Annotated in this window: 21 protein-coding genes, 4 tRNA genes and 2 pseudogenes; 15 read left to right on the top strand and 12 right to left on the bottom strand. The window is 42.3% G+C overall.

Translation table 11 applies throughout. The features are described from left to right. The first annotated feature begins 18 nt into the window (after window positions 1-18). The 4 genes from FTU19_RS09445 (at window position 19) to FTU19_RS09430 (ending at window position 2,563) form a co-directional block, all read left to right on the top strand. Window positions 19-1,095, top strand: a complete 1,077-nt coding sequence (locus FTU19_RS09445) for a PhoH family protein (RefSeq protein ID WP_004786823.1) — start codon at window positions 19-21, stop codon at window positions 1,093-1,095. A 34-nt stretch (window positions 1,096-1,129) separates the two neighbouring features. Beyond that, window positions 1,130-1,612, top strand: coding sequence for an rRNA maturation RNase YbeY (gene ybeY, locus FTU19_RS09440; RefSeq protein WP_166135600.1), 483 nt, complete (start codon window positions 1,130-1,132; stop codon window positions 1,610-1,612). A gap of 92 nt (window positions 1,613-1,704) precedes the next feature. After that, the gene (locus FTU19_RS09435; RefSeq protein WP_166135597.1) at window positions 1,705-2,004 is read left to right on the top strand and encodes an antibiotic biosynthesis monooxygenase; all 300 of its coding nucleotides are present in this window, start codon (window positions 1,705-1,707) and stop codon (window positions 2,002-2,004) included. Window positions 2,005-2,161: 157 nt separating this feature from the next. Then, entirely contained in the window at window positions 2,162-2,563 is a 402-nt protein-coding gene (locus tag FTU19_RS09430; protein ID WP_104425710.1) for a hypothetical protein, read from the top strand. On the opposite strand, the gene FTU19_RS09425 is transcribed toward FTU19_RS09430, so the two are convergent. Then, complete coding sequence (locus tag FTU19_RS09425; RefSeq protein ID WP_171064840.1) at window positions 2,560-3,417, bottom strand: energy transducer TonB; 858 nt, start codon at window positions 3,415-3,417, stop codon at window positions 2,560-2,562. The two genes, FTU19_RS09430 and FTU19_RS09425, sit on opposite strands and share 4 nt — an antisense overlap. 261 nt (window positions 3,418-3,678) lie before the next feature. Between FTU19_RS09425 and FTU19_RS09420 the strand changes: the two genes are divergently transcribed. The 3 genes from FTU19_RS09420 to FTU19_RS09410 all read left to right on the top strand — a co-directional run bounded on the left by FTU19_RS09420 (window position 3,679) and on the right by FTU19_RS09410 (window position 5,898). Continuing rightward, complete coding sequence (locus FTU19_RS09420) at window positions 3,679-4,365, top strand: hypothetical protein (RefSeq protein WP_004786832.1); 687 nt, start codon at window positions 3,679-3,681, stop codon at window positions 4,363-4,365. A 207-nt stretch (window positions 4,366-4,572) separates the two neighbouring features. Next, a complete protein-coding gene (locus tag FTU19_RS09415) occupies window positions 4,573-5,232 on the top strand; it encodes a DUF3108 domain-containing protein (protein ID WP_373683638.1) in 660 nt (219 codons plus the stop codon). Window positions 5,233-5,322: 90 nt separating this feature from the next. Beyond that, window positions 5,323-5,898 (top strand): xanthine phosphoribosyltransferase, encoded by a 576-nt coding sequence (locus tag FTU19_RS09410; protein WP_004786836.1) that lies wholly within the window; start codon window positions 5,323-5,325, stop codon window positions 5,896-5,898. Window positions 5,899-6,180: 282 nt separating this feature from the next. Here the strand turns inward: FTU19_RS09410 and FTU19_RS09405 are convergent, their stop codons facing one another. After that, window positions 6,181-6,855, bottom strand: coding sequence for a hypothetical protein (locus FTU19_RS09405; RefSeq protein WP_004786838.1), 675 nt, complete (start codon window positions 6,853-6,855; stop codon window positions 6,181-6,183). 86 nt (window positions 6,856-6,941) lie between these two features. Then, window positions 6,942-8,052, bottom strand: a pseudogene (locus FTU19_RS09400) (CsgG/HfaB family protein); the annotation flags it as partial. A 190-nt stretch (window positions 8,053-8,242) separates the two neighbouring features. Here FTU19_RS09400 and FTU19_RS09395 point away from each other — a divergent pair. Beyond that, window positions 8,243-8,650 carry a hypothetical protein gene (locus tag FTU19_RS09395; RefSeq protein ID WP_171069954.1) on the top strand — a complete coding sequence of 136 codons (408 nt, stop codon included), beginning with the start codon at window positions 8,243-8,245 and terminating at the stop codon, window positions 8,648-8,650. A 50-nt stretch (window positions 8,651-8,700) separates the two neighbouring features. On the opposite strand, the gene wrbA is transcribed toward FTU19_RS09395, so the two are convergent. After that, a complete protein-coding gene (gene wrbA / locus FTU19_RS09390) occupies window positions 8,701-9,297 on the bottom strand; it encodes an NAD(P)H:quinone oxidoreductase (protein ID WP_159122613.1) in 597 nt (198 codons plus the stop codon). A gap of 113 nt (window positions 9,298-9,410) precedes the next feature. Between wrbA and FTU19_RS09385 the strand changes: the two genes are divergently transcribed. Then, window positions 9,411-10,658: a YihY family inner membrane protein gene (locus FTU19_RS09385; protein ID WP_159122614.1), complete on the top strand. Its 1,248-nt coding sequence runs from the start codon at window positions 9,411-9,413 to the stop codon at window positions 10,656-10,658. Window positions 10,659-10,785: 127 nt separating this feature from the next. Here FTU19_RS09385 and FTU19_RS09380 read toward each other — a convergent pair whose 3' ends face one another. The 3 genes from FTU19_RS09380 to FTU19_RS09370 all read right to left on the bottom strand — a co-directional run bounded on the left by FTU19_RS09380 (window position 10,786) and on the right by FTU19_RS09370 (window position 13,151). Then, the gene (locus tag FTU19_RS09380) at window positions 10,786-11,724 is read right to left on the bottom strand and encodes a DMT family transporter (RefSeq protein WP_180130888.1); all 939 of its coding nucleotides are present in this window, start codon (window positions 11,722-11,724) and stop codon (window positions 10,786-10,788) included. 261 nt (window positions 11,725-11,985) lie between these two features. Further along, window positions 11,986-12,627 (bottom strand): fumarylacetoacetate hydrolase family protein, encoded by a 642-nt coding sequence (locus FTU19_RS09375; RefSeq protein WP_180031755.1) that lies wholly within the window; start codon window positions 12,625-12,627, stop codon window positions 11,986-11,988. 26 nt (window positions 12,628-12,653) lie between these two features. Continuing rightward, a complete protein-coding gene (locus tag FTU19_RS09370; protein WP_180004383.1) occupies window positions 12,654-13,151 on the bottom strand; it encodes a YcxB family protein in 498 nt (165 codons plus the stop codon). Window positions 13,152-13,311: 160 nt separating this feature from the next. On the opposite strand from FTU19_RS09370, the gene FTU19_RS09365 reads away from it, so the two are divergent. Beyond that, on the top strand, window positions 13,312-14,613 hold the full coding sequence (locus FTU19_RS09365) for an SRPBCC family protein (RefSeq protein WP_180130885.1): 1,302 nt from the start codon (window positions 13,312-13,314) through the stop codon (window positions 14,611-14,613). A 100-nt stretch (window positions 14,614-14,713) separates the two neighbouring features. On the opposite strand, the gene FTU19_RS09360 is transcribed toward FTU19_RS09365, so the two are convergent. From FTU19_RS09360 to FTU19_RS09340, 5 genes and pseudogenes are all read right to left on the bottom strand, one after another. After that, window positions 14,714-14,790, bottom strand: a tRNA-Arg gene (locus FTU19_RS09360). A 232-nt stretch (window positions 14,791-15,022) separates the two neighbouring features. Further along, window positions 15,023-15,628: pseudogene (locus FTU19_RS09355) on the bottom strand (dihydrofolate reductase family protein). A 117-nt stretch (window positions 15,629-15,745) separates the two neighbouring features. Further along, window positions 15,746-15,822 (bottom strand) — tRNA-Arg (locus tag FTU19_RS09350). 49 nt (window positions 15,823-15,871) lie between these two features. Beyond that, window positions 15,872-15,948, bottom strand: a tRNA-Arg gene (locus tag FTU19_RS09345). Window positions 15,949-15,961: 13 nt separating this feature from the next. Then, window positions 15,962-16,051, bottom strand: a tRNA-Ser gene (locus tag FTU19_RS09340). A 260-nt stretch (window positions 16,052-16,311) separates the two neighbouring features. Here FTU19_RS09340 and rnr point away from each other — a divergent pair. The 5 genes from rnr to FTU19_RS09315 all read left to right on the top strand — a co-directional run bounded on the left by rnr (window position 16,312) and on the right by FTU19_RS09315 (window position 22,231). Next, on the top strand, window positions 16,312-18,759 hold the full coding sequence (rnr, locus tag FTU19_RS09335) for a ribonuclease R (RefSeq protein WP_180130883.1): 2,448 nt from the start codon (window positions 16,312-16,314) through the stop codon (window positions 18,757-18,759). Between the two features lie 80 nt (window positions 18,760-18,839). Beyond that, window positions 18,840-19,421: a hypothetical protein gene (locus FTU19_RS09330; RefSeq protein ID WP_180130880.1), complete on the top strand. Its 582-nt coding sequence runs from the start codon at window positions 18,840-18,842 to the stop codon at window positions 19,419-19,421. An 83-nt stretch (window positions 19,422-19,504) separates the two neighbouring features. Continuing rightward, on the top strand, window positions 19,505-21,544 hold the full coding sequence (locus FTU19_RS09325; protein ID WP_180012366.1) for a M3 family metallopeptidase: 2,040 nt from the start codon (window positions 19,505-19,507) through the stop codon (window positions 21,542-21,544). Between the two features lie 40 nt (window positions 21,545-21,584). Continuing rightward, entirely contained in the window at window positions 21,585-21,797 is a 213-nt protein-coding gene (locus FTU19_RS09320; RefSeq protein WP_171064841.1) for a YheV family putative zinc ribbon protein, read from the top strand. Between the two features lie 14 nt (window positions 21,798-21,811). After that, window positions 21,812-22,231: a hypothetical protein gene (locus tag FTU19_RS09315; RefSeq protein ID WP_034169654.1), complete on the top strand. Its 420-nt coding sequence runs from the start codon at window positions 21,812-21,814 to the stop codon at window positions 22,229-22,231. The last annotated feature ends 55 nt before the right edge of the window (window positions 22,232-22,286 follow it).

Below are 22,286 nucleotides of genomic sequence, written 5' to 3'. Positions count from 1 at the left end.
CTTCTAAAAGGAACACTCTTGACTGCAACGATTCGACGTACAGTAGCTTTTCCTGGAATTTCGATGGACCGTTTACAAGCCGTCTTAGGTGCCTATAACGGTCATTTGAAACAAATTGAACAACGTTTAGACGTCAAAATTTCCCACCGAGGTGAAAGTTTCTTTATCGATGGTGGAATCGATGCCGTTGAGAGAGCCGAAATGCTCTTGCAACGTCTTCATGAAGAATCTGAACACAGCCAGCAGATCAGTGCAGATACTTTGCATATGATGATTCAAGGTAGCCAGACCGATCGTGAACTCCAGGAGAACCTGGAAGAACAGGAACATACCGGTCTGGACAATGTCTGGCTGCAAACGCGCAAAGGCCGGATCAATCCTCGCGGTGCCAACCAGAAACGTTATGTACAGCGTATTCTGCAAAGTGATATTTCCTTTGGTATTGGCCCTGCGGGTACCGGTAAAACCTATCTCGCCGTTGCAGCCGCTGTAGATATGCTGGAGCGTAATGAAATCCAGCGTATCTTACTGGTTCGTCCTGCAGTTGAAGCGGGTGAAAAACTTGGATTTCTGCCGGGGGATTTAACCCAGAAGATCGATCCGTATTTGCGTCCCCTTTATGATGCCTTGTATGAGATGCTTGGTTTCGAAAAAGTGGCCAAGCTGATCGAACGTCAGATTATTGAAGTTGCACCGCTTGCCTATATGCGTGGTCGTACCCTGAATCATTCTTTTGTGATTCTGGACGAAGCCCAGAACACTACACCTGAACAGATGAAGATGTTCCTGACCCGTTTAGGTTTCGGTTCACGTGCAGTGATTACTGGTGACGTGACTCAGGTGGATTTACCACGAGGTCAGCAGTCTGGTCTGGCACATGCCTTACGTGTGATTGATAAAATCCCTGAAATTCATATTACCCGTTTCCATTCTCGTGACGTCGTGCGTCACCAGCTGGTTCAGAAAATTGTTGAAGCCTACGAAGGCTGGGACAGTGAACAGCAGCGTTTAAGCGCTGAGGCTCGTGCTGAGCGTAAAGCCCGTCAGGAAGCCTTGATAGCTGAAAATGATGCTGCGGCTGATGCACAGCATTAAAGCTGCATTGTTATTTAATTTTTAAGGATTCACGTTGAAACTTAGTCTCTCCCTGCAACAGGACTTTCAGTCACCAGAACTGGTGCTGAAACGTGCCTATATTAAAAAAGTTGTAGAAACCACTTTGCGCCATATCGGTACCCAAAGTGATTGTGAAATTGGCATTGCCTGTGTCGATAATGACGAAAGTCATAAACTCAATCTGGAATATCGCGGCAAGGATAAATCGACCAATGTCCTGTCTTTTCCAAGTGAGCTTCCAGATGAAATGGCACAGGTGCTGGATGCTTTCCCGATCGGTGATCTGGTGATTTGTATTCCAGTCGTATTGCGTGAAGCCGCTGAACAGGACAAAGCTCCACTGCTCCATTTCACCCATATGCTGGTACATGGTACTTTGCATCTGATGGGTTATGACCATGAAACTTCAGAGGAAGATGCTGAAGAAATGGAAGGCATTGAGATCGAGATTCTGGACAAACTGGGTATTGCTAATCCTTATCTGGAAAGAGATTAAAATTCAATAATTAAAAAGCGGGCTAAGGCTCGCTTTTTTTATTTTATTCACTTCATAATAAGCTCAATTTAAGAAATAAAATAAAAACCTCCATGCAATATGTCGTGATTTTCAAAGCGCAAATTAAAGAATTAGATCAGTGTTATTTTGAAACAGCCCAGCGAATGAGAGAAAGAGCCCTTTCACAATTTCATTGCCAGTATTTTGAAGCTTTAACCGAAGGTACTCAGGAAATTGCGCTTTCTTACTGGAACAGTCTTCATGATATTCGCGCCTGGCATGAAGATGCTGAACATCAGGCCGCTCAAGAGCTAGGAAAATATAGCTGGTATACATATTTCAGCGTGGAAGTCTGTGAAGTTTTACGGCGCTATGATGCACAGTTAAATTAAATACTCATCGATCCTTACTTATAATTTTCTTAGTCTGTTCTTAGATACAGAGTTTTAAAAAATATCTGCTTACGCATTCATGATTTCTTCCAGAAATACATAAGCACATAATGAACTTTAACAAAGAACTGTGCTTCAAAAATTTTAGGAGAACGTAATGAAAAGATTGTTCTCGACTGCATTACTTATTTTCTCTCCCTGGCTGTGTTCATCACTTTATGCCCACTCAATTCCCATGTGCCCAAAAATTAAATTTCAACAGAACCAAAGCTCATGGGCAGGCCATTATTATTTAAACGGAGTTATGGAATTAGGTTCGGAGTTGCTGTTACAAGCAGATGGTACCTTTAAATGGTATCTGGCCTATGGTGCTCTGGATCAATTTGCCGAAGGAACATGGTGGCAAAATAAAGAGTGTATTGGCTTAAAAGCAGATCCAAAGTACCAGGACTTGATGATATTTCCCAAATATCTAGCCATAGATGAAAACCATTTAAATGTGGTCTGGGACGATGGAACTCAGCAAGGTAGTTATATACAGGCGAAGCGCCCAGATTAACGCACCTCAAACTCCGCTTCAGCCGGATCAAAACGCCAGGTTCGAATAATTCTCAGCTCGGAAATATCCGACATCTTGGCATCAAATGCTCCGAATGGTGCTGCCTTGCGTACTGAAGATTTTGCAGCTTCATCTAGCAAATTATGCCCTGAACTGTCAATTAAGCGAATTGCACGGATTCCGCCGTTCTGGTTCAAGATCACCATCAAGCGCACCTCTCCTGCCAGATTCTGCTGTTTGGCCGCGTCTGGATAATAGCGGTTACCATAGAACTCCACTTTCTGACGGAATTTTTCCAGATAAGCCGCAGAGACATCCTGTTTGGACTGGATGCCATCTACGGTTTTAATTTTTTGCTGACGACTGAAGTTTTGTTGTCGTTGCAGATATTGGGCTTCAAGACTGGCTACCATAGCGGCTTTGGCCTGGAACTGACTTTGTAACTGTTCCTGCAGTTTTTTGCGCTGATTTTCTTCCGCCTGTTTTTGCCAGCTTAAAGTCGTCATCAGCACTTTTTCTTCAAAGCTTAATTCACGCTGCTGTTGCAACATGTCCGGACTTTCTTGCTGCTCTTCTCCGGTCTTTTGCTCCATCAACGGTGCAGGCATATCGCTCGACATACGATGTGCTTCACGAAATTTGCCTGAACCTTGCTGATCAGTTTGAGCCAGAAAATCTGCATGCTCAATTTTTTCATCAGTTTGACGAATACTGACCGCAATCTCTTTAGTCATGCTCTCCTGATCTTGTGGCATACCAAATTCCAGCGTGAGAAAAATCACGTGCAAAATAACAGCTGCAAATACGGCGCTATTAAAAATTGGATCTTTCCACCAGGCTTTGACCAGAGGCATTAATATCATGGTTGATCTCATCGCTACGAACCCAGACTTGAGTCCATCCCCCAAACAGCATTTTTAAAATTAAAAAATAAACGGCTTTGCATTTTTCTTTTAAAAATGCCAAACCCATCAAATCTTCAACGTTACATAACTAAAACCCTAAAAATGGTGCTATTTATTTTGCTAAACTGCAAGCTGAAACTCTTGTATTTTTTATACAATTCGACAAGATACACTTCGAATTAAAACATATAGTTGCCAGGACGCTTAAAGATGCAAACGCTAATTTCCAATATTTCTAATAAAATTCGCCAGGCATATCAAAAGGCGGAAGGATTTATTGAGGATGAACGCGAATTTCCTTTGTCTCAAGTTTTCCTGAATGCGACATTTCAACGTTTTGTCACTGACAATGTTTCCATGCTGAAAGATCTGCATGCCGATCTGCATGATGACTGGTTACGACTCTATGCCACGCTGGACTATAAAGGTCTGAACGTGACCTTATCGGTTGATTTAAAACTGGTGCAAATGGAGCTGAATAAGAATACGCAGCTCATTGTATTTGAACAGATCAGTGATACCCAGTTGATTGAAGCCAAATACCCAAATGTCTTTTATAAACTGGGGGTACGATTCGCCCTGTTTTTCTATCAGCGCGTGCTGAATAAGGACCCTCTTGGCATGATTCTGGAAAAACTGGGCGTTATTAAAGTAAAAGATGATTTATTGCATCTGGATTTAAACCGCTGGTTAGGTAAAAACCGCTCGGTGATTGAGACGCTTGGTAAGGTTCATGTGAACCATGCAGTACTTCGTGAAGCTGAGCTCGTCGTAATTGGTAATGTGAATCTTGCAGCCCTGTTCAGAAAGCTTTCTCAGGAAAAAGAAGAGAAATGGGACGAAGACGACATGGATGACAATAAAGTCACACCGATCAAACAGAAAGAACCGACTTAAACTGTGTGTAATTCAATACCTAAACAAACACACCAGTAACTACATGAAATATACATTTTTATTGAAAATCTCCCTTCATTTTCCACATTTTGACCAAATAATAAAAAGTGGAAAGTGATCAATTTTATCTGAAATTACACAGGACAATTCTTTATGGCGAAAACTGTATTCAAAACTTTAGGGGTGACTGCAGGCTTGACTACCGCAATGGTACTTACTGGTTTATCCACCCAGACCTTCGCCATGGCGCCTTTCCAAGCCAATTATCAGTTTAGCTACAATGGAAAAAATATGGGTTCTGCTACCCGTACCTTGAGCAAATCTGGTAATAACTGGACCTATGTTTTTGCAGCCAAAGCGGGTGGCGTTGCTTCAGCGACTGAAACCAGCCGTTTTACTTTCAATAATGGCAAAATTGGTTCAAGCAGTTTCAGCCGTACCAGTAAGATTTTGGTGCATAGCAACACCATGAGTATTAACTTTAATCCTTCTAGCAAAACGATCAGTACCAAGAAAGATGATGAAAAACGTTCTTTTGCCTGGAGAGCAGATGTACTGGATGAGCTAAATGCTGAATTGCAGATTCGTGAAGACCTGAAAAATGGTGGTTTAAAATCGAATTACTACATTGCTGATGCCAAAGAAGTGGAAGGCCGTAAATTCGTCAAACAAGGTACAGAAACGGTGAGCACCAAATATGGTTCATTTAGTACCATTAAAGTAGTGATTAAACACAACAAACCAGGCCGTGAAACTACTTTCTGGTTAGCACCGAAACTGGACTACTTACCAGTCAAAGTATCGCATGTCGACAAGAAAACCTCTTACGGTTTATTGCTGACCAGCTATAACGGTAAAACGAACTAAGGTTTTTTGGTGAATTTCGCTTGATTTTTTTTGGGTGCTTTTTACAATACGCTTTTGCTTTAAAAAGCACCTGCTCTTGAGGATTCTCCCGTGCACGCACTAGAACAGAAAATCTTAGCCGAAGGTATCGTTCTATCTGAAGAAGTTTTGAAAGTTGATTCTTTCTTAAATCACCAAATTGATCCAATCATGATGCAGCAAATTGGTCAGGAATTTGCGCGTCTGTTTAAAGATGCTGGTATTACCAAAATTATTACCATTGAAGCGTCCGGTATTGCGCCTGCAGTCATGGCAGGCTTAGAGCTTGGTGTTCCAGTGATTTTTGCACGCAAATACCAGTCTCTCACTTTAAAAGATGATTTATACCGTTCTAAAGTATTTTCATTTACCAAACAGACTGAAAGCACGATTGCCATTTCAAATAAACACATTAGTTCATCTGACAAGGTTTTAGTGATTGATGACTTCCTGGCAAATGGTCAGGCAGCACTGGGTCTTGCTGACTTGATTCATCAGGCGAATGCTGAAGTGGTCGGGATCGGGATTGTGATTGAAAAATCATTCCAGCCAGGCCGTGACTTGTTACTTGAAAAAGGTTACCGCGTTGAATCATTAGCGCGTGTGAAATCTTTGGCAAATGGTACTGTCGAATTTGTTCGAGATTAAATTTACAAATGAATATTTTAAAGGGTGCTTCGGCACTCTTTTTTATTGGATTTTTTTAATTTCTGTTAGCTAGGAATAACTAAAACATAGCTATAAAACTATCTATTTTCGACTGCACGTAAATAATTGTACTCCGACTTTTTCTTATGAAATTTCAAGACAGCTAAAGCCTCAAGAATTTATTATCCGACAAATAACAACAATTTAAACTGATATTATTATAAAATAAGAGGTCTAACTATCTGCCAATAGTTAGACCCTTGGTTTATTTTCAATAATAAACTATTTGACAGTCACAGTAATACTACCGCTGTTGACAGCACCAATGGCGGTAGTTGTGATGCTGTTGTTAACAGCAGTTTGAGTTCCTTCTGCAATTGCACTTACAGATGCATCAATGGTACCTGCATTGTAAGCAATATTTGCGGCACTATAATTACTTAAAGTTTCATTGATTTGCTCACTGTAGTTGGTCGCCAGTGTAGTACTCACTACTTCTGAGATGTCTGAACTATCAGCAACCTCTGAGAGCTCTTCTACAGTTTCTGAGTTATTAGTTGCACTGGTAACTTCACTGAAGTCATAGTTATATGTCTCATCTGATACGTCTGATATCACGCTATTAAAGCTGCCTTGCTCTAGTGTAATACTACCTGTATTCGCGGCGCCAATTGCTGTAGTTTCAATCGTACCTTCAATTGAACTAATTGCATCCTGTGCTTCTCTTGATACCTCTCCTAATGCTTGTAAATCGACGCTGGCATCAACATCACCTGTATTTACTGCAAGATTCAAGGCAGAACCATTTTCCACCTGCTGAGAGATCGACTCCAGGGTCGCTTGTAAACCAGTATCTACGGTTACTTCAGTTGGTGTTTCATCATCTTGAGCATATGCCATACCTGCACCAGACAGGAAAGCGACGGATAAAGCGATTGTTTTGATCGTGTTTTTCATCGTTGTTTTTCCTTTTTTAGCTTTGAAATACTTCTCGCTCAGTATTTCTTTCTCATAATGGGAGCGAGCCCATTTTTACTGGTCAATTAATCACGCTGAGAACTTGACCAGTAATTTTCTATAACTTCAGGATTGGCATCCCACAACATGGATACCTTGTCCTCTTCTTTTTCTTTAGAATTCGTTTCTTGCGAATTTTTTTCGTTCTTTACTACACCTGAAGAAGATGAAGCTTTTTTCTTACTGATATATTTAATTAAATCTTGTTTACTCATTTCAGGATCTGCTTCAGGATTCTGAATCACTTCGGATTCTTTGTTTTTAGGTGGCTTCGTATCCTTACTCGGTGAATTGGTCGATTTATTTTTTTCATTGGATGAAGAAGATTCTGTTGCAGCTGACTCCTGAACAGCAGTACTGGACGCTATACTATTTTGCTCCTGACTTTTTTTGTACTTATGCAAAGCCACAGAACTTCGCGTCAGATTAAGCTGACCATATTCAGGTGGTATTTGCGCACGGCAACCTGCAAAGACTGGAGGTGGAACGACCTGACTGAGTAATTCAAAAGTGGCCAGATTCAACATTTGCCGTAAAGCAAAATTAGTCGCCTCACGTTCTCCTTTACCGATTTGAACATTTAACAAGGTACGTCCAGTAAACCGCCCGGCACTGACACCATAATCCTGTGCAGCAATCTGCTTTTGCAGCGATACATTCGTAACGACTTTACTCGTACGTGTATCGGTAAGAGATAAATCCAGACCAACCATAATACGGGTTTGACTGTAGTTCGGGCCAACACCCGCAATCTGCATATCAAATCCACCCCCCCGGAATAAAATCCAGACTGTTAATACTGCCAGTCACATAATAATCAGAGGCCTGAATCTGTCTTGGATCCCGAATCCCCCACTTGGCTTCACTTTCAATAATTCGGGGATCACGTCGGTTCATTAAGTTGACTCCCACCTGAAATAAAGCAGACTGCACCATATCTCCAGCGCCTTGAGTGACCATTTTCCCACTACCTCCATTGGTCACCACATCTTTACCGGTTTGATCCAGAATCGCACCCACAGAGAAGCTGACATCATTACGTAATTGCCCTTTTAAACAGGATAAAGCCATATCAAAAGGGGTAAAAATATCGGTAATAGGAGGTCCTTGTACCAGTTTCACCGGTTTCTTAGTGGAAAATGCATGTATTTACAACTCAGCTAAACTTCTCTGAATAAAATTCCACTAGAATCAAATTGGTATGAAATGTTCCTGACTTCAATATTCAGAACCTACATACTGTTGAGCCGGATGTGCTGAATAATTACTTGTCTAAGTAAGGTTCCATATCACACATTTGCTTAAAACGAATAAATACTAATCGCTGATGGAAAATCCTATGCAATGTCCTAAATGTGGTTCAACGGAAATTGAGCTACGCGATCACGAAAAGAATCTGAAAAAAATTGGTGGTATTTTAATGACCTCAGCTGGTGCCACTGCGGGCACAGTAGGTGGCGCAGCCTCTGGCGCTTCAATTGGTGCTGCCATTGGAACAGTCGCAGGTCCTTTAGGGGTAATTGTAGGCGGCACGGTGGGAACCTTCGTAGGCGCAATCAGTGTCGGCATTACTGGGGGGGTGGTCGGAAACTTCTTAGGTAAAAAAGCAGGTGTTTCCGTAGATCGCAACTTATTTCTGGATTACCAGTGTCTGAATTGCAAACATAGATTCAGTCAAAAAGATCAAAAAGATCAAAAAGATCAAAAAGATCAAAAAGATCAAAAAGAAGATTAGTAAAATCAAGGAAATGAAGCTGATTCTTCATTTCCTTTTTAATTAACTTATTAAGCTTGATTGAGTTTTAAAGCAACCTCGGCCAGACGTTTACCCTGTACTTCACACAAAATTTTCTCATCTTGGCTTAAACCTTGATCATGTCGTGGGCCACTCACATGACTTGCGCCATAAGGCGTACCACCACTTTTAGTATTGGACAGCGCTGGTGTCGCATTGCTTAATCCCATGATCATCATACCGTGATGAAACAATGGCGGTAGCATCGTCAGTAAAGTACTTTCCTGTCCGCCATGCATTGAGCCTGACGCGGTAAAAACACAGGCTGGCTTACCATGCAAAGCACCATTCAGCCATAAACTGGTGGTCTGATCCCAGAAGTATTTCATTTCTGAAGCCATATTCCCAAAGCGGGTGGGTGAACCTAATGCCAAAGCAGCACACTGGGCAAGATCATCTAAAGTACAGTAGATATCACCTTCTGCCGGAATACTCGGCTCTGCTTCTTTCACTACGGTCGCAATATTTGGAACAGTACGAATTTTTACAGCCATTCCTGCTGCTTCAACACCATTCGCAATCAGATGCGCCATTTCTTTGGTTGAGCCATATTTGCTGTAATATAAAACAAGGACATAAGGTTGCATAAAGTTCTTATTCATTACTTAAAAAAATAAAACTATACGGTATTTCGCAACTTTTTTGGGTAAGCTGAAGAATGAAAATTCATGATGAATAAAAAAATTGAGATTGAAAGCGCATGATCGTTGAATATTTAAAGAAGTTACCTTTTTATGAAAAACACTGGTTTCAATTTATTTTATTTGTACTACGGCGTTTCGAGGCTGACCGATGTCGTGAGCAGGCTGGTTCACTGACCTATACTACCCTGTTTGCTGTAGTTCCGATGCTGACCGTGTTTCTGGTCATTATCTCTTCAATCAGAGCATTGGAACCGGCACGACAACAGCTCCAACAGCTGATCTATAGTAACTTTTTACCTAAAACAACGATCGCTTTCGATAAAGCCCTCAATGCCTTCACGGAGAAGTCCAGCAATTTAACTATTATCGGTATTCTTTTCTTATTTATCACAACAGTACTGATGCTCAGTAGTATCGAAACGGTCTTTAACCGGATCTGGCGTGTGACTGAAACCCGCGGTGGCATTATCGGTTTTATGCGTTACTGGACCATAATTTCACTTGGTCCAATTTTGCTGGGCAGCGCCTTTGTGATTTCTTCTACTTTGGCCTCCATGAATATTCTCAGTAATAACTTTGCCGGTTATGAACTGGATGGTGCCTTTATTCTCTGGGTAATATCTTTTTCTCTGACCGTGCTTGGCTTTTTTATTCTGAACTGGACTATTCCCAATCGGAGTGTACCGCTCAAATCAGCTTTTATTGCCGGTCTGTTTAGTGCCATCGTCTTCGAACTTCTGAAAAACCTGTTCGGCTTTTTGATGTCAAACTTTACCAGTTATGAAATTGTTTACGGAGCTTTCGCAGCTGTCCCTATTTTCCTGCTCTGGATTTATCTGTCCTGGATTATTGTATTGCTGGGCGTGGAAATCAGCTATGCCCTGACTGCATTCGAATCTGGACAGGACAATAAGCGCCATCCAATCGTCATGTTGCTGGATCTATTAGAACTGTTTTATAAAAAGCAGAAAACTGGTGAAAGTGTCAGTGAAGCCCAGGCACTAGAAGTTTTGGGACGGGATGAAATTGGACGCTGGCCTAGCTATGTCAGCATGTTTGAAAAACAGAATCTGATTAAACGTACAGATGACAATGAATATGTGCTGGTACGCGATCTGGATCAGGTCAGCTTCTGGAATTTTTATCTACAGCTTCCTTATCCATTGCCGCGCAAACAGCATCTGACTGATGTGCATACTGATGATCTCTGGATGCAAAAGTTCTCACCTAAACTGAATGAAACTGATCAGTTTCTGGAAGAAAAGCTCAGTTTTCCATTATCAGAACTGTTCCGCAGTAAATAAATTCAATCCTCTCTTTTGAGAGGATTTTTTTAAATGAATTGGATCAATTGTCAGCAGATAATCATCCTTGCTGTCATTAAAGCTATAATCCAAAAACTAAGTGTCGTTATTTTCATTGACCGGATTTTTATATAGAGGTTTGAGTCTTGATCTGAGGCTCAGGCTTCTTTAACCATCCCTGTAAACTCACCAGAATCACGCCCAGCATCACCATACAGGTCCCGACAATAAAATTGATCTCGACATGCTCATTTAGAATTAACACGCCAAACAGCATGCCAAATACTGGGGTTAAAAAAGAAAATACTCCTAAGCGTGAAGCCAGGTAATGTTTCAACATCCAGAACCAGATTAGATAACTGGCAAAGGAAATTACCACCGTATGAAAAATCAGGCTGGAAATCGACAAAGTTGTCCATTGAATACTGGCTTGTCCAGTCAAAAAGGACAAAGGCAATAACACTATGCCAGCGATCAGCAATTGATAGAATAAGGTTTGGGTTGCAGGCGCTTCAGCCAGCGAGCTCAAACGTACACTCACGGTCGTGGCTGCCCAGAACACGCCCGCCAGTAGCGCCAGAAAATCTCCCCATAAGGCATGAGATTGTAAAGTAGATCCTGTCTGCGGGCGCAGCAGGAAACTCACCACAATACCACTAAAGGCAAGAAAAATTCCTCCCCATTGCACATGAGACAAATGTTCCGCCGGCAGTTTCCAGTGCAAGCCCAAAGCCACAAAAATTGGTGCAGTATAGAGCAAGACAATGGTATGCGAAGCTGAGGTATAACGCAGCGCCTCACCCACCAGATAAAATTCAGCGGCAAACAGCACACCCACCAGTAAACCTGCAGATAAGTATCGCGCACTCCAAAGCTGACGGCGTACACTCTGCTGAATTAAAGGATAAACCATAAGTGCAGATAAGGCTGAACGTAATGCAATTTGCATCAGGGCAGAAATATCACTGGCCGCCCATTTCAGTACGACCTGCTGCAAACCCCACAACATACATAGTACAAACATAATGGCAGATGCTTTGACATCTAGTGCCTGACGATGATTCAAAAAATATAGTCCTGTTCTCGATTCGAGCCGCTACATACTAAAAATGTTAGAAGTAGAAGATATACTTTAAAATAGACACACGATGAGGTGATTCAGGCAAAAAGAGTGATGCATAAAAAACGATTTAGACGCTATCCAATTTATATCTAGAAACTGAATGGCAACCGTGCCTGATCAGTCTGATAAATTATCCCTTGCTCATTACACTTTTCTAAACAAAATAAAGGAGCCCTTCGGCTCCTTGATCTCAAAAATCCGGTCTTACTTTACAAATGTCGTCCAAACATAATCCTGATTTTGGCCTTTTAGGGTCATTTTCAATTGATCACCAGATTGCAAGGCTGCCACCCCTGCTGGTGTACCGGTCATCACTACATCACCTTCTTCCAGTGTAAATAACTGACTAATGTCTGCCAATAAAGTTGCGATATCAAAAATCAATAAAGCTGTATCGCCTTTTTGACGCAGCTCATCATTGATCTCCAGCGTATAGTGCACATCTTTCCAGTCAGTAATGACATCGGCTACCGGTATCCAGTCTGCAAGTACACAAGAACCATCAAAAGCTTTGGCCCGTTCCCAAGGTTGACCTTTTTTCTTAAGGTCATCCTGCAGATCACGTAAGGTCAAATCCAGACCTAAAGTCACAGCACCAATTGCCTGCAAAACTTTGGCAGGATCATTTTCCTTGCTTAAGGTACGGTCAATACGCAAACTTAGTTCACACTCATAATGACAGTTACCCCAGTCCGGATTCCATTCAATACCAGCATCCAGTGCAGTCAAAGCACTCGGTGGCTTGATAAACAACACAGGACGATCAGGTACCGCATTTCCAAGCTCTTTGGCATGGTCAGCATAACTGCGACCGACACAAACAATTTTTGATGGGCGTGTACTCATGATCTCTTTCCTGTTCTTGATCTGTCTTATTTCTTGAAGGTATTTTCGAAAATGCTTTGCTCAGTACCATCTTTAAAGGCACGTTTTGGCACAATCACCACTGTACGGTTTTTCAGTTCCAGCATATAGGTCAGCTTGCCGATAGCAAAACTTTGTACTTCATTATAATGCACGACCTTGCTACGTCCGTTATTGAAAATTTCTGCATAGTCCTGAAACAGGTCAATGCCTTGTTCACTTTTTCCAAACTGATATTTTACAAACTGGCGCTTAAACATCATCGGCAGGAACCAGTAGCGCATGATGCCCTGTAAAATCAGGAAGAAGGCACCCAATGCCACATAATAACGGCCAACCCCATTCAGGTCCATTGAGAAGCCCCAGATAATAATCCCGATGCTAACCAAAGGCGTCAGAAAGCGTGAAATCTGTTTTTTGCCAAAAGTGGCCAGAGCAAATCCATCCTGAGATTCTTCTAAAGTAAGATAATAACGGGTGGATAAAGTTGGTGCTGACTCAGTCATAGCATCACATCAAAAATATAAAATCCTGATCCATACTATATCAAAATATGCTTAAAACTCATGGCTTATGCTATCAATTACATAACTTTGCTTTGGAAATAACTGAATTTAGTTTTAAATAAATCATGATTAAAACAAAAAATACACAACAGGATATTGGATGAAAGGATTAATCCCCTATCTGCTGATGAGTAGTACCTTATGTGCAATCTCACCGGCTTTTGCAAAAATAACGCCATGGACCCCTAATCTGCCAAGCAGTCTTGATGTATTTCAAGGCAATTCTCAGCAACTGGCTGAACTCACTGGCGAACGTATCCTGATTTATGCGCATCCTGCCAGCAAAACCCATCTACCGACTTTTAAAACGGCTTCTAGTAGCAAATCCCAGTTTTATAGTGCGGCTGTAGTCTTGCCTGCATCCGAAGCACAAGTCGAAAAATTACTGCAACATTATCCGAATTATGTCGGCCTGTTTCCGACCCTAAAATCCGCCAAAGTAATTGAGCAGCAAGGGAGCATTCAACAAGTCAAATATCAGGTGCATATTCCCACTCCAATCCCGGTCTTAAACTTTAAAGAAACTGTAGTGATGCAGCATCATCTGGAAAATAACAGTATCAGCACACTAATTCTGGATGCACCAATTCCCTATGGGGCCGGAAAGCTGGAATGGTTTGCACTAGCTCCCAATAAAACCTTAGTGACAGTGACGCAATGGGGCGATCTGAACCAGCCACAAGGTTTTCTATTTAGCAAGATTCTAAATGCCCTGCCTGAAGCCAAACTCGGCATTCCCGCCGGCACCAATGCCTTTCTGCTTGAAGCTTTAAAGCAGCGTTTTAAATATTCTTCCGCTATAGCTTTAAATACGGCAGTGCCTCAAGTTCAGCTCAGTAATCAGCAAACTCAGAAAATTGCCCAGCTTAGTCAAAAATCAGGACAGCCTGTCAGCTTTATTTTGCCCAATTATCAGGTTAAGACCGGCAAAAGTTCAGAAAATCTAAGATTCAGTACCACCTATCAATATTTCTCGCATCCGACTGAGAAGCTGCAGCCTTGGTTATCGGCTCAAGCCAGCCAGAAACTCTTTCCGCGACAGATCAAAAAAGTGGAACTGAACCCAGTCAACCCGCAAAGTATTGATGCCAACTACAAGGTATCAGTCGGCTTGGGCGTCATTCAGATTCCCTTTAATTTTAAAATGCGTTTTGAACAGCCAAATACCTTACAAAACCAGTTCTATGCTAATGGCGGAGATTTAAAATTTGTACGGGGTGGAATGGAGCTTTTGCCGCAATCTCAGGGAACGCTATTCCAAATCACCAGTTCCATGAAAATTCATGATCAGGCGCCTTTTTTACTGAAAGCCATGCGCAGCCTTCCCTATCATGACATGTTGCCGGCAGTTGGTGGTAATACCGTCTATGCCTTAAAAGTACAGCAGAAATTAAAATCTTAAGTTCATGTCTAATTATTGGTTTTTTATATGAAAAATTAAAAACTAAAGACGTAAAAAAACCGCATCAATGTGCGGTTTTTTCAGAATTCTTTATCAAGATTGGTGCGCTCAGAGAGATTCGAACTCCCGACCCCTTAGTTCGTAGCCAAGTGCTCTATCCAGCTGAGCTATGAGCGCGACGTCTTGATGGGGTGCATTATATAGAGTTTTCAGCACTTGTTAAGTGTTTTTTAATAAAATTATAACCGAACGTACAGTAATTAAACGATACTACAATATTTCAGTTTTTTTGATGAAAATTCCTGCGAATTTAGAGTTAAAAGCAATAACCCAGACTTGGCAAAATTTCAGGATTAGCTAAATTAATCTTTCAGTGACCTCATATTCATTTGCTCACAGCCTAATAGAGCTATTCTCCAACCAGGCCAGTTTTAACCTTGCCTGCCCGCTGATAACAGCTCAATACCACGCCATTTGAAGTCACTTGATGATCTGTCAGTGCAAATGCTGCTGGCATAGAGTCTCCAGCAAATAGACGTTTTCCTCTGCCCAATATCACAGGAAAGGTCATTAAATAGAGTTCATCCACAAGATCATGTTTAAAAAGGGCCTGTGCCACTGCGGCACTGCCATACACCCGAAGATCCTCCTCCCCTGAAGCCTTCAGGTTAATGATCTCATCAATACTTTTTAGAAAGATCGTATTTTGCCAGTCCGAGTGATCCAAACTGGTGGATAGCACATATTTATTCACTTCATTAATTCCTGGCCAGTCTTCAGCATGCTTCGGTCAGTAGGGTTCAAAAATCTGAAAGGTATTCTTACCAATCAGGATATCGGTGGACTGCATCCATTTTTGCATGATGCGATCAAATACTGGATCGGGTTCAGTACTAAAATACGGCGCCACCCAGCCACCATATTGAAAGCCACCAGATGTATCTTCTTCCGGGCCGCCGGGTGCCTGCATTACACCGTCTAGAGTTAGAAATTCCTGGACAATAATTTTTCTCATCACCATGCCCTTATTTTTATTGAGTTATCTAGGATTTATTTTTAGCCTGTGATTCAGGCGGATTCTGTAAATTTTAGGCACAAAAAAACCGCAACATGTGCGGTTCATTGTTCAAGTTGGTGCGCTCAGAGAGATTCGAACTCCCGACCCCTTAGTTCGTAGCCAAGTGCTCTATCCAGCTGAGCTATGAGCGCGTAACTTGTGTCGTCTTTATTAGACTACGTTATTTTCCGATTTACTTATTGGTGCGCTCAGAGAGATTCGAACTCCCGACCCCTTAGTTCGTAGCCAAGTGCTCTATCCAGCTGAGCTATGAGCGCGACATAAGTAAAGTGGCGGTGAGAGAGGGATTCGAACCCTCGATACAGTTACCCGTATGCGTCCTTAGCAGGGACGTGGTTTCAGCCACTCACCCATCTCACCGTAACGTGCCGCCATAATACAAATTTCGGCATAGCACTGCAAGCACAGCTTGAAAAAAAACTGCATATTTTTGCTCGTTTAAATACTTTTTAAACAATTTCCCTGTTTTTAGTCATTTAAGTCCTGAAAAACCCGATAAATTTCCAGTTATCTAAAATTAGCCAAAAATCGAAAACTTAAACAGATTATTGCAATCATTTACGTGCAGTCTGCACTGACATGACTTATGCTAAACCTATCTCCAAGGACACTTTAAAGATATGATGAAAAATTGGGTCGATCCTGAAGCAAAAGCTGAAGCCGAACGTTATGACAACCCTATTCCAAGCCGTACCCTGATTCTCGAAACTATAGAAGAAAAAACTGCCCTGTCCCATGCCGACCTGGTGGAATATTTTGAAATTGCCGATCAAAAAAGTATTGATGCCCTGAGCCATCGTCTGATTGCGATGGTACGTGACGGGCAATTGATGAAAGACGGTTACAAGTTCCAGATCGCGGCGGAACAGCCTGAGCATGAAGCAACGGTGTATATCAACTCCAAGGGAAGCGGCACAGCCAATATTTCAGGTGAAGATGACCTGCTCTTACCTGAGCGTGAATTGCGTCAGGTCTTTAACGGTGACCGTGTCAAAGTCCGTCAGACCTCAGTAGACCGCAAAGGCAAAGCCTGGGGCTTTATTACCGAAGTCTTGCAGCATCGTGTCAAACAGATCATTGGTAAAGTGTCTGAATATGAAGGCGAATATTTTGTTCAGCCAGCTAATCCAAATGCACATCAGCCTATTACTCTAGAAAAAGAGCTGATCGAGCATGCCCAGGTCAAAGTCGGCGATTCAATCCGCGTGGCAATTGACACCTACCCGACTAAAGAAGAATTTGCGACTGGCCATATTGTGCAGTCGATGGCAGACAAAGCCGATACCGAAATCATCATTCCACAGACTATTCTGGAATATGGCCTGCCATATGAATTCCCTGAAGAAGTCTTGAAAGAAGCGGAAAGCTTTAAAGAGCCTTCTGCCAAAGACCGTGACGGCCGTGTCGATCTACGTGATTTAGCGCTTGTCACCATTGACGGCGAAGATGCACGTGACTTTGATGATGCGGTTTATGCAGAAAAACGTCCGGGTGGTGGCTATCGTGTCGTCGTGGCAATTGCTGATGTGAGTCATTATGTACGTCCGGGCAAACCACTGGATGATGAAGCGCAAGAACGCGGGACATCCGTGTATTTCCCACACTTCGTTTTACCAATGTTGCCTGAAGCACTCTCTAATGGCCTGTGTTCATTAAATCCGAATGTCGATCGCCTGTGCATGGTCTGTGACCTGAAACTGTCACGTGCTGGCCGAGTGACCGGGTATGAATTCTATCCTTCAGTCATGCATTCCAAGGCACGTCTGACCTATGATCAGGTCGCGAAGTATTTTGAAGGTGACAGTACAGCAATCACTGAAGATCGTAGTGTACGTAAATCACTAAATACCCTGTTCCAGTTGTATCAGATTCTAAAAGGCTTACGTGCTGAACGTAATGCGATGGAATTCGAAACCATTGAAACCTATATGACTTTCGATGAGCTGGGTGGTATTAATGAGATTCTGCCACGTACCCGCAATGACGCGCATAAGCTGATTGAAGAATGTATGTTGCTAGCCAACGTTGCAGCAGCTGAATATGCATTGAAAAATGAAATACCGATGCTGTACCGGGTGCATCAACCCCCTGAGTTCTCACGTATCCAGAAAGTTCGTGATTTCGTGAAACTGCTGGGTCTGCCATTCCCGGAACAGCCAACACAAGCCGATTATCAAGCGGTGATTGAAGCGACCAAAGACCGGATTGATGCGCCAAGTATTCATGCCGTGTTATTACGTTCCATGATGCAAGCCTATTACGGTGCCGACAATGCTGGCCACTTTGGTCTGGCCTATGAAGCGTATACACACTTCACCTCTCCAATTCGCCGTTATCCGGATCTGTTATTACATCGTGCTATCAAAGCTCATTTGAGTAAAAAGCCATATCCAATTTCAGGTGCATCTTTAGATGATGCCGGTGAGCATTTCTCAGCGACAGAACGCCGTGCTGATGAAGCCTCCCGCTCTGTAACGACCTGGCTGAAATGTCACTATATGCAGCAACATCTTGGTGAAGAGTTCGTCGGAATTATCAGTGCAACGGCTGAATTTGGTTTGTTTGTCACGCTGAAAGACCTCTATGTCGATGGTATGGTGCATGTTAGCCAGTTGGGCGATGACTTCTTTGTCTTTGATCAAAGCAGCCAGAGTCTGGTCGGCCAGAACCGTGGCCAGATCTTTGGTCTGGGTGATGAAGTCAAGATCAAGGTCGCTGGAGTCAATCTGGAAGAACGCAAAATTGACTTTGAATTGATCCAGCAACTGACTCATGCGGGTCGTCCAATTCGCGCCCGTGCTCCACGTGTCGCAGAAAAAAAACCTGCACCACGTCCGGAAGCAAAAGAGGAAGTCTTCAATAATCATGAGCGTGCGCAAAAAGCCCAGCCCAGTGATGATGGAGAACAGCCCATACGACGCAAAAAAGACAAATCCAAGCCCAGTTCCTACAGCAAAAAGCCTGTTAAAAAATCTGCAGGAAAGTCTGAAGCAAAGGCTAAAGATAAAGTAAAGAAAAAAGCCAAGATCAAAAAGAAAAAGTCGAATGCAAAAGCCAAGACTGAATAATTTCTGATGATCATAAAAAAGAGCGCTACGGCGCTCTTTTTTATTTTATAATTCAGTTAAATAACGACTAAAAAAATATCATGCTTATTGCATCAAATAATAAACAGCATTTACATATCTATGCGATTCTAATTTTTACGATTTTGATCCTCAGTGACTTTATTGCACTCAAGTATTTTAATTTTGTAGCAACGCCACTTACGAATTATTTTGCATTGATTATAAGCTGTGTCATATGTATTGGAATATTGCTGTATTTTATAAGACTCAAACAGCATGGTTTATGGTTTCCACCTTATCATTGGCGTAATTTCAGAAAGTGCCCCAAATTTTATAGTCTTTTTATCTTTCCTTCGGTCATGATCTCAGCACTTTGGATTAATCTGACCACCTATCCACCCTATCTTTATACGAAGCTAACAGGCGAAACTAACAGTATTTCGATTACTACTCAGGCTGGGAAATTCAAAGGTGTTCGAAATCATATCTCTTATGCCTTTGACACAGAATATAGACATTTACCGGTTATGGAGTTATCTGCTTCTGAGTTTCTGCTTTATCAAAATAAACCCGTTGAACTACAGCTTAAGCTTACAACAAGTAATTTAGGCAGCATTGTGCATGAAATTCAAGAGATCAGGATCCAGTCTGAAGTCGAATAAATAATACCGTCGTATGCTTGATTTCCCTGCCAATAAGCCCTACATCTAGATTTAACACAGGAAATGACTTCGGCAGAAACGACATGACATTAGAAAAAGCAACTTTACCCGTTCCACAATTCGATCAGATTACGCTGGCAGATCTTAAACAAAAAATTGAAAACTGCATTCAGCAAGGTTTGCAATTTCTAAATGAACTGAACCAGACACCTGATACTGTCCAGGAACAACTTGCTGTTCTGAAACAGGTCGACACGCTAGAAAATAATATGAGCGAGTCCTGGGGTGTTTTGTCGCATCTCAACGCAGTCATGAATAATAGTGAAACCCGTGATGTCTATCAGGCATTATTACCGGGTCTAAGTGATTACTATACCCAGTTGGGCCAGCATACGGCGCTATATCAAACCTATCAGCATGTACAGGATGCACCGGTCTTCAATGAACTGCCGGAAGCTCAGCAAAGTGCAATTAAACTGGCGCTACGTGACTTTAAATTGTCAGGTGTGGCTCTAGAGGGTGAAGCCAAAAAACGCTATGCAGAAATTTCTGCACGTTTGTCACAACTTTCCTCAGATTTCTCCAATCATGTACTGGATGCAACTCAAGCTTATTTCAGACCGCTTAAGGAAGAAGAATTAGCGGGCCTGTCTGAAAGCAATATTGAACTCTTAAAACAGTATGGCCAGCAACGTGAACTGGATCAGCCGGTTGCCACTTTAGATTTCCCGTCTTATCTGGCAATTATGACTCATGCCGAAGATCGTGGCCTGCGTGAAGAACTCTATAAAGCCTATACCACACGCGCGTCAGATCAGTCCGAACAGACTGAATTTGACAATACAGCCATCATGGAAGAAATCCTGAAATTACGTCAGGAAATGGCAGCACTATTAGGCTTTAATAACTATGCCGAATATTCACTGGCCAGCAAAATGGCGCCAAATGTCGAAGCTGTTGATGAATTCCTGCGTGATCTGGCGGAACATGCCCGTGCGCCTGCTAAACAGGAAGTGGCTGAACTGAAAGCCATTGCTGCTAAAGATGGTATTACTGAATTAAAGCCCTGGGACAGCAGTTACTATTCTGAAAAGCTGAAAATGCAGCAGTTTAATCTGTCTCAGGAATCGCTAAAACCCTACTTCCCGGCTCCAAAAATTCTGCAAGGCCTGTTCAGTATCCTGAAACGTTTATATGACATTCAGGTGGTTGAACGTGAAGCGCCAGTCTGGCATCCAGATACGCGTTATTTTGAACTGGAAGATCAGGGCGAAGTGATTGGCGGTTTCTATTTCGATCTCTATGCACGTCAGGGCAAACGTGGCGGTGCCTGGATGAGCGGCTTCCGTTCACGCATGCAAATTGCTGAAGGCCTGCAAAAACCAATCTGTTATATGGTAGCAAACTTTACTCCACCTGTGGGTAACCGCCCTGCACTACTGACTCATGATGAAGTGATTACCCTGTTTCATGAGTTTGGTCACGGTCTGCATCATATGCTGACAGAGGTGGACAATATTGCCGTGGCTGGTACGCATGGCGTGGATTGGGATGCTGTCGAACTACCAAGCCAGTTTATGGAATTCTGGGCCTGGGATCAGGACAGTTTAAACCTGCTCAGCGAACATATCGAAACCAAGGAAGTCTTACCTGCTGACTTGTTAAAAGCTTTATTAGATGCCCGTTTCTTCCAGTCCGGTATGCAAACTTTGCGTCAGCTGGAATTTGCTTTATTCGACCTGACCATTCACCGTGCCAATCCGGCATTGAGTGCTGAACAGATTCAGGCAACCTTAAACGAGATTCGTGAAAAATATGCCGTTTTACCTACTACAGCATATAACCGATTCCAGCACAGCTTCAGTCATATCTTCGCGGGTGGATATGCAGCGGGCTATTATTCTTATAAATGGGCAGAAGTTTTGGCCAGTGATGCCTTCGATCGCTTCGAAGAAGAAGGAATTTTTAACACTGAAACCGGAAAGCAGTTTAGACAAAAAATTCTAGCAGTTGGCGGAAAAGATACAGCACTTGACGCATTTATCAATTTCCGCGGACGCGAGCCAAAAATAGATGCTTTGTTACGTCATCAAGGTTGGACGAACCGCTCTAAAAACGCTTAAACTACGTTTTTAAGTAAATCACAGGGTGAGTATGATGGCTATCAAACGTCGTTTCATTGCAGGCGCAAAATGTCCTAAATGTCAGGCGTTGGATCGGATCGTTATGCTGACCTCTGGTGAAGCTGAATGGATTGAATGTATCGAATGTGGGTATGAAGAAAACCGTCCTACCCATATCGAGGAACCTGAGTCACCAGCCGTTCCGGATGAAATTGGTGTGATTCAGTTTAAACCCCGTCAGCCAAAAGAATAATTTCGGGAACCTAAATGACTCTAGATCATCGACAAAATCCTAAACTTTTATGGGGAATAGTGAGTGGATTAATTGTTGTGATTATTGCTGTTTTAATAATTACACAGTTTTTTCTCACGCAAAATGAAACATTACCGGCACATCAGGGTGACTTGATGCACGCACCGGTGACACAAGCTGCACCTAAAGCAGAACCTGAACCGGAAGAAATTGTGCCTACTTCTGAAAATGTCTTGGTCGATGCCTCTATTATAAGAGAAGAAGTCACTGAAAATGCCACTTTGGCGAAAGAAGAAATTGCCAAACTGGAAGATATTCAGCAACAGCTCAATGAGCAGGAAAAAAGCCTGAAGCAACAGCATAGTGATGCGGATGAGCTGATTAAACTCAAAGAGGAACAAATCAAGTTACTCGAAGCACAACTGGCACAATAGTCAGAATGAGTTAGGGATTTTCAGCTAGAATATCCACAGATTTTCTAGCTAAGTT

This window comes from Acinetobacter sp. YH12072 (assembly GCF_013419565.1).
GTDB lineage: Bacteria > Pseudomonadota > Gammaproteobacteria > Pseudomonadales > Moraxellaceae > Acinetobacter.
Note: the sequence above shows the minus strand (reverse complement) of the source record. Positions and strands in the feature narration are given on the sequence as shown.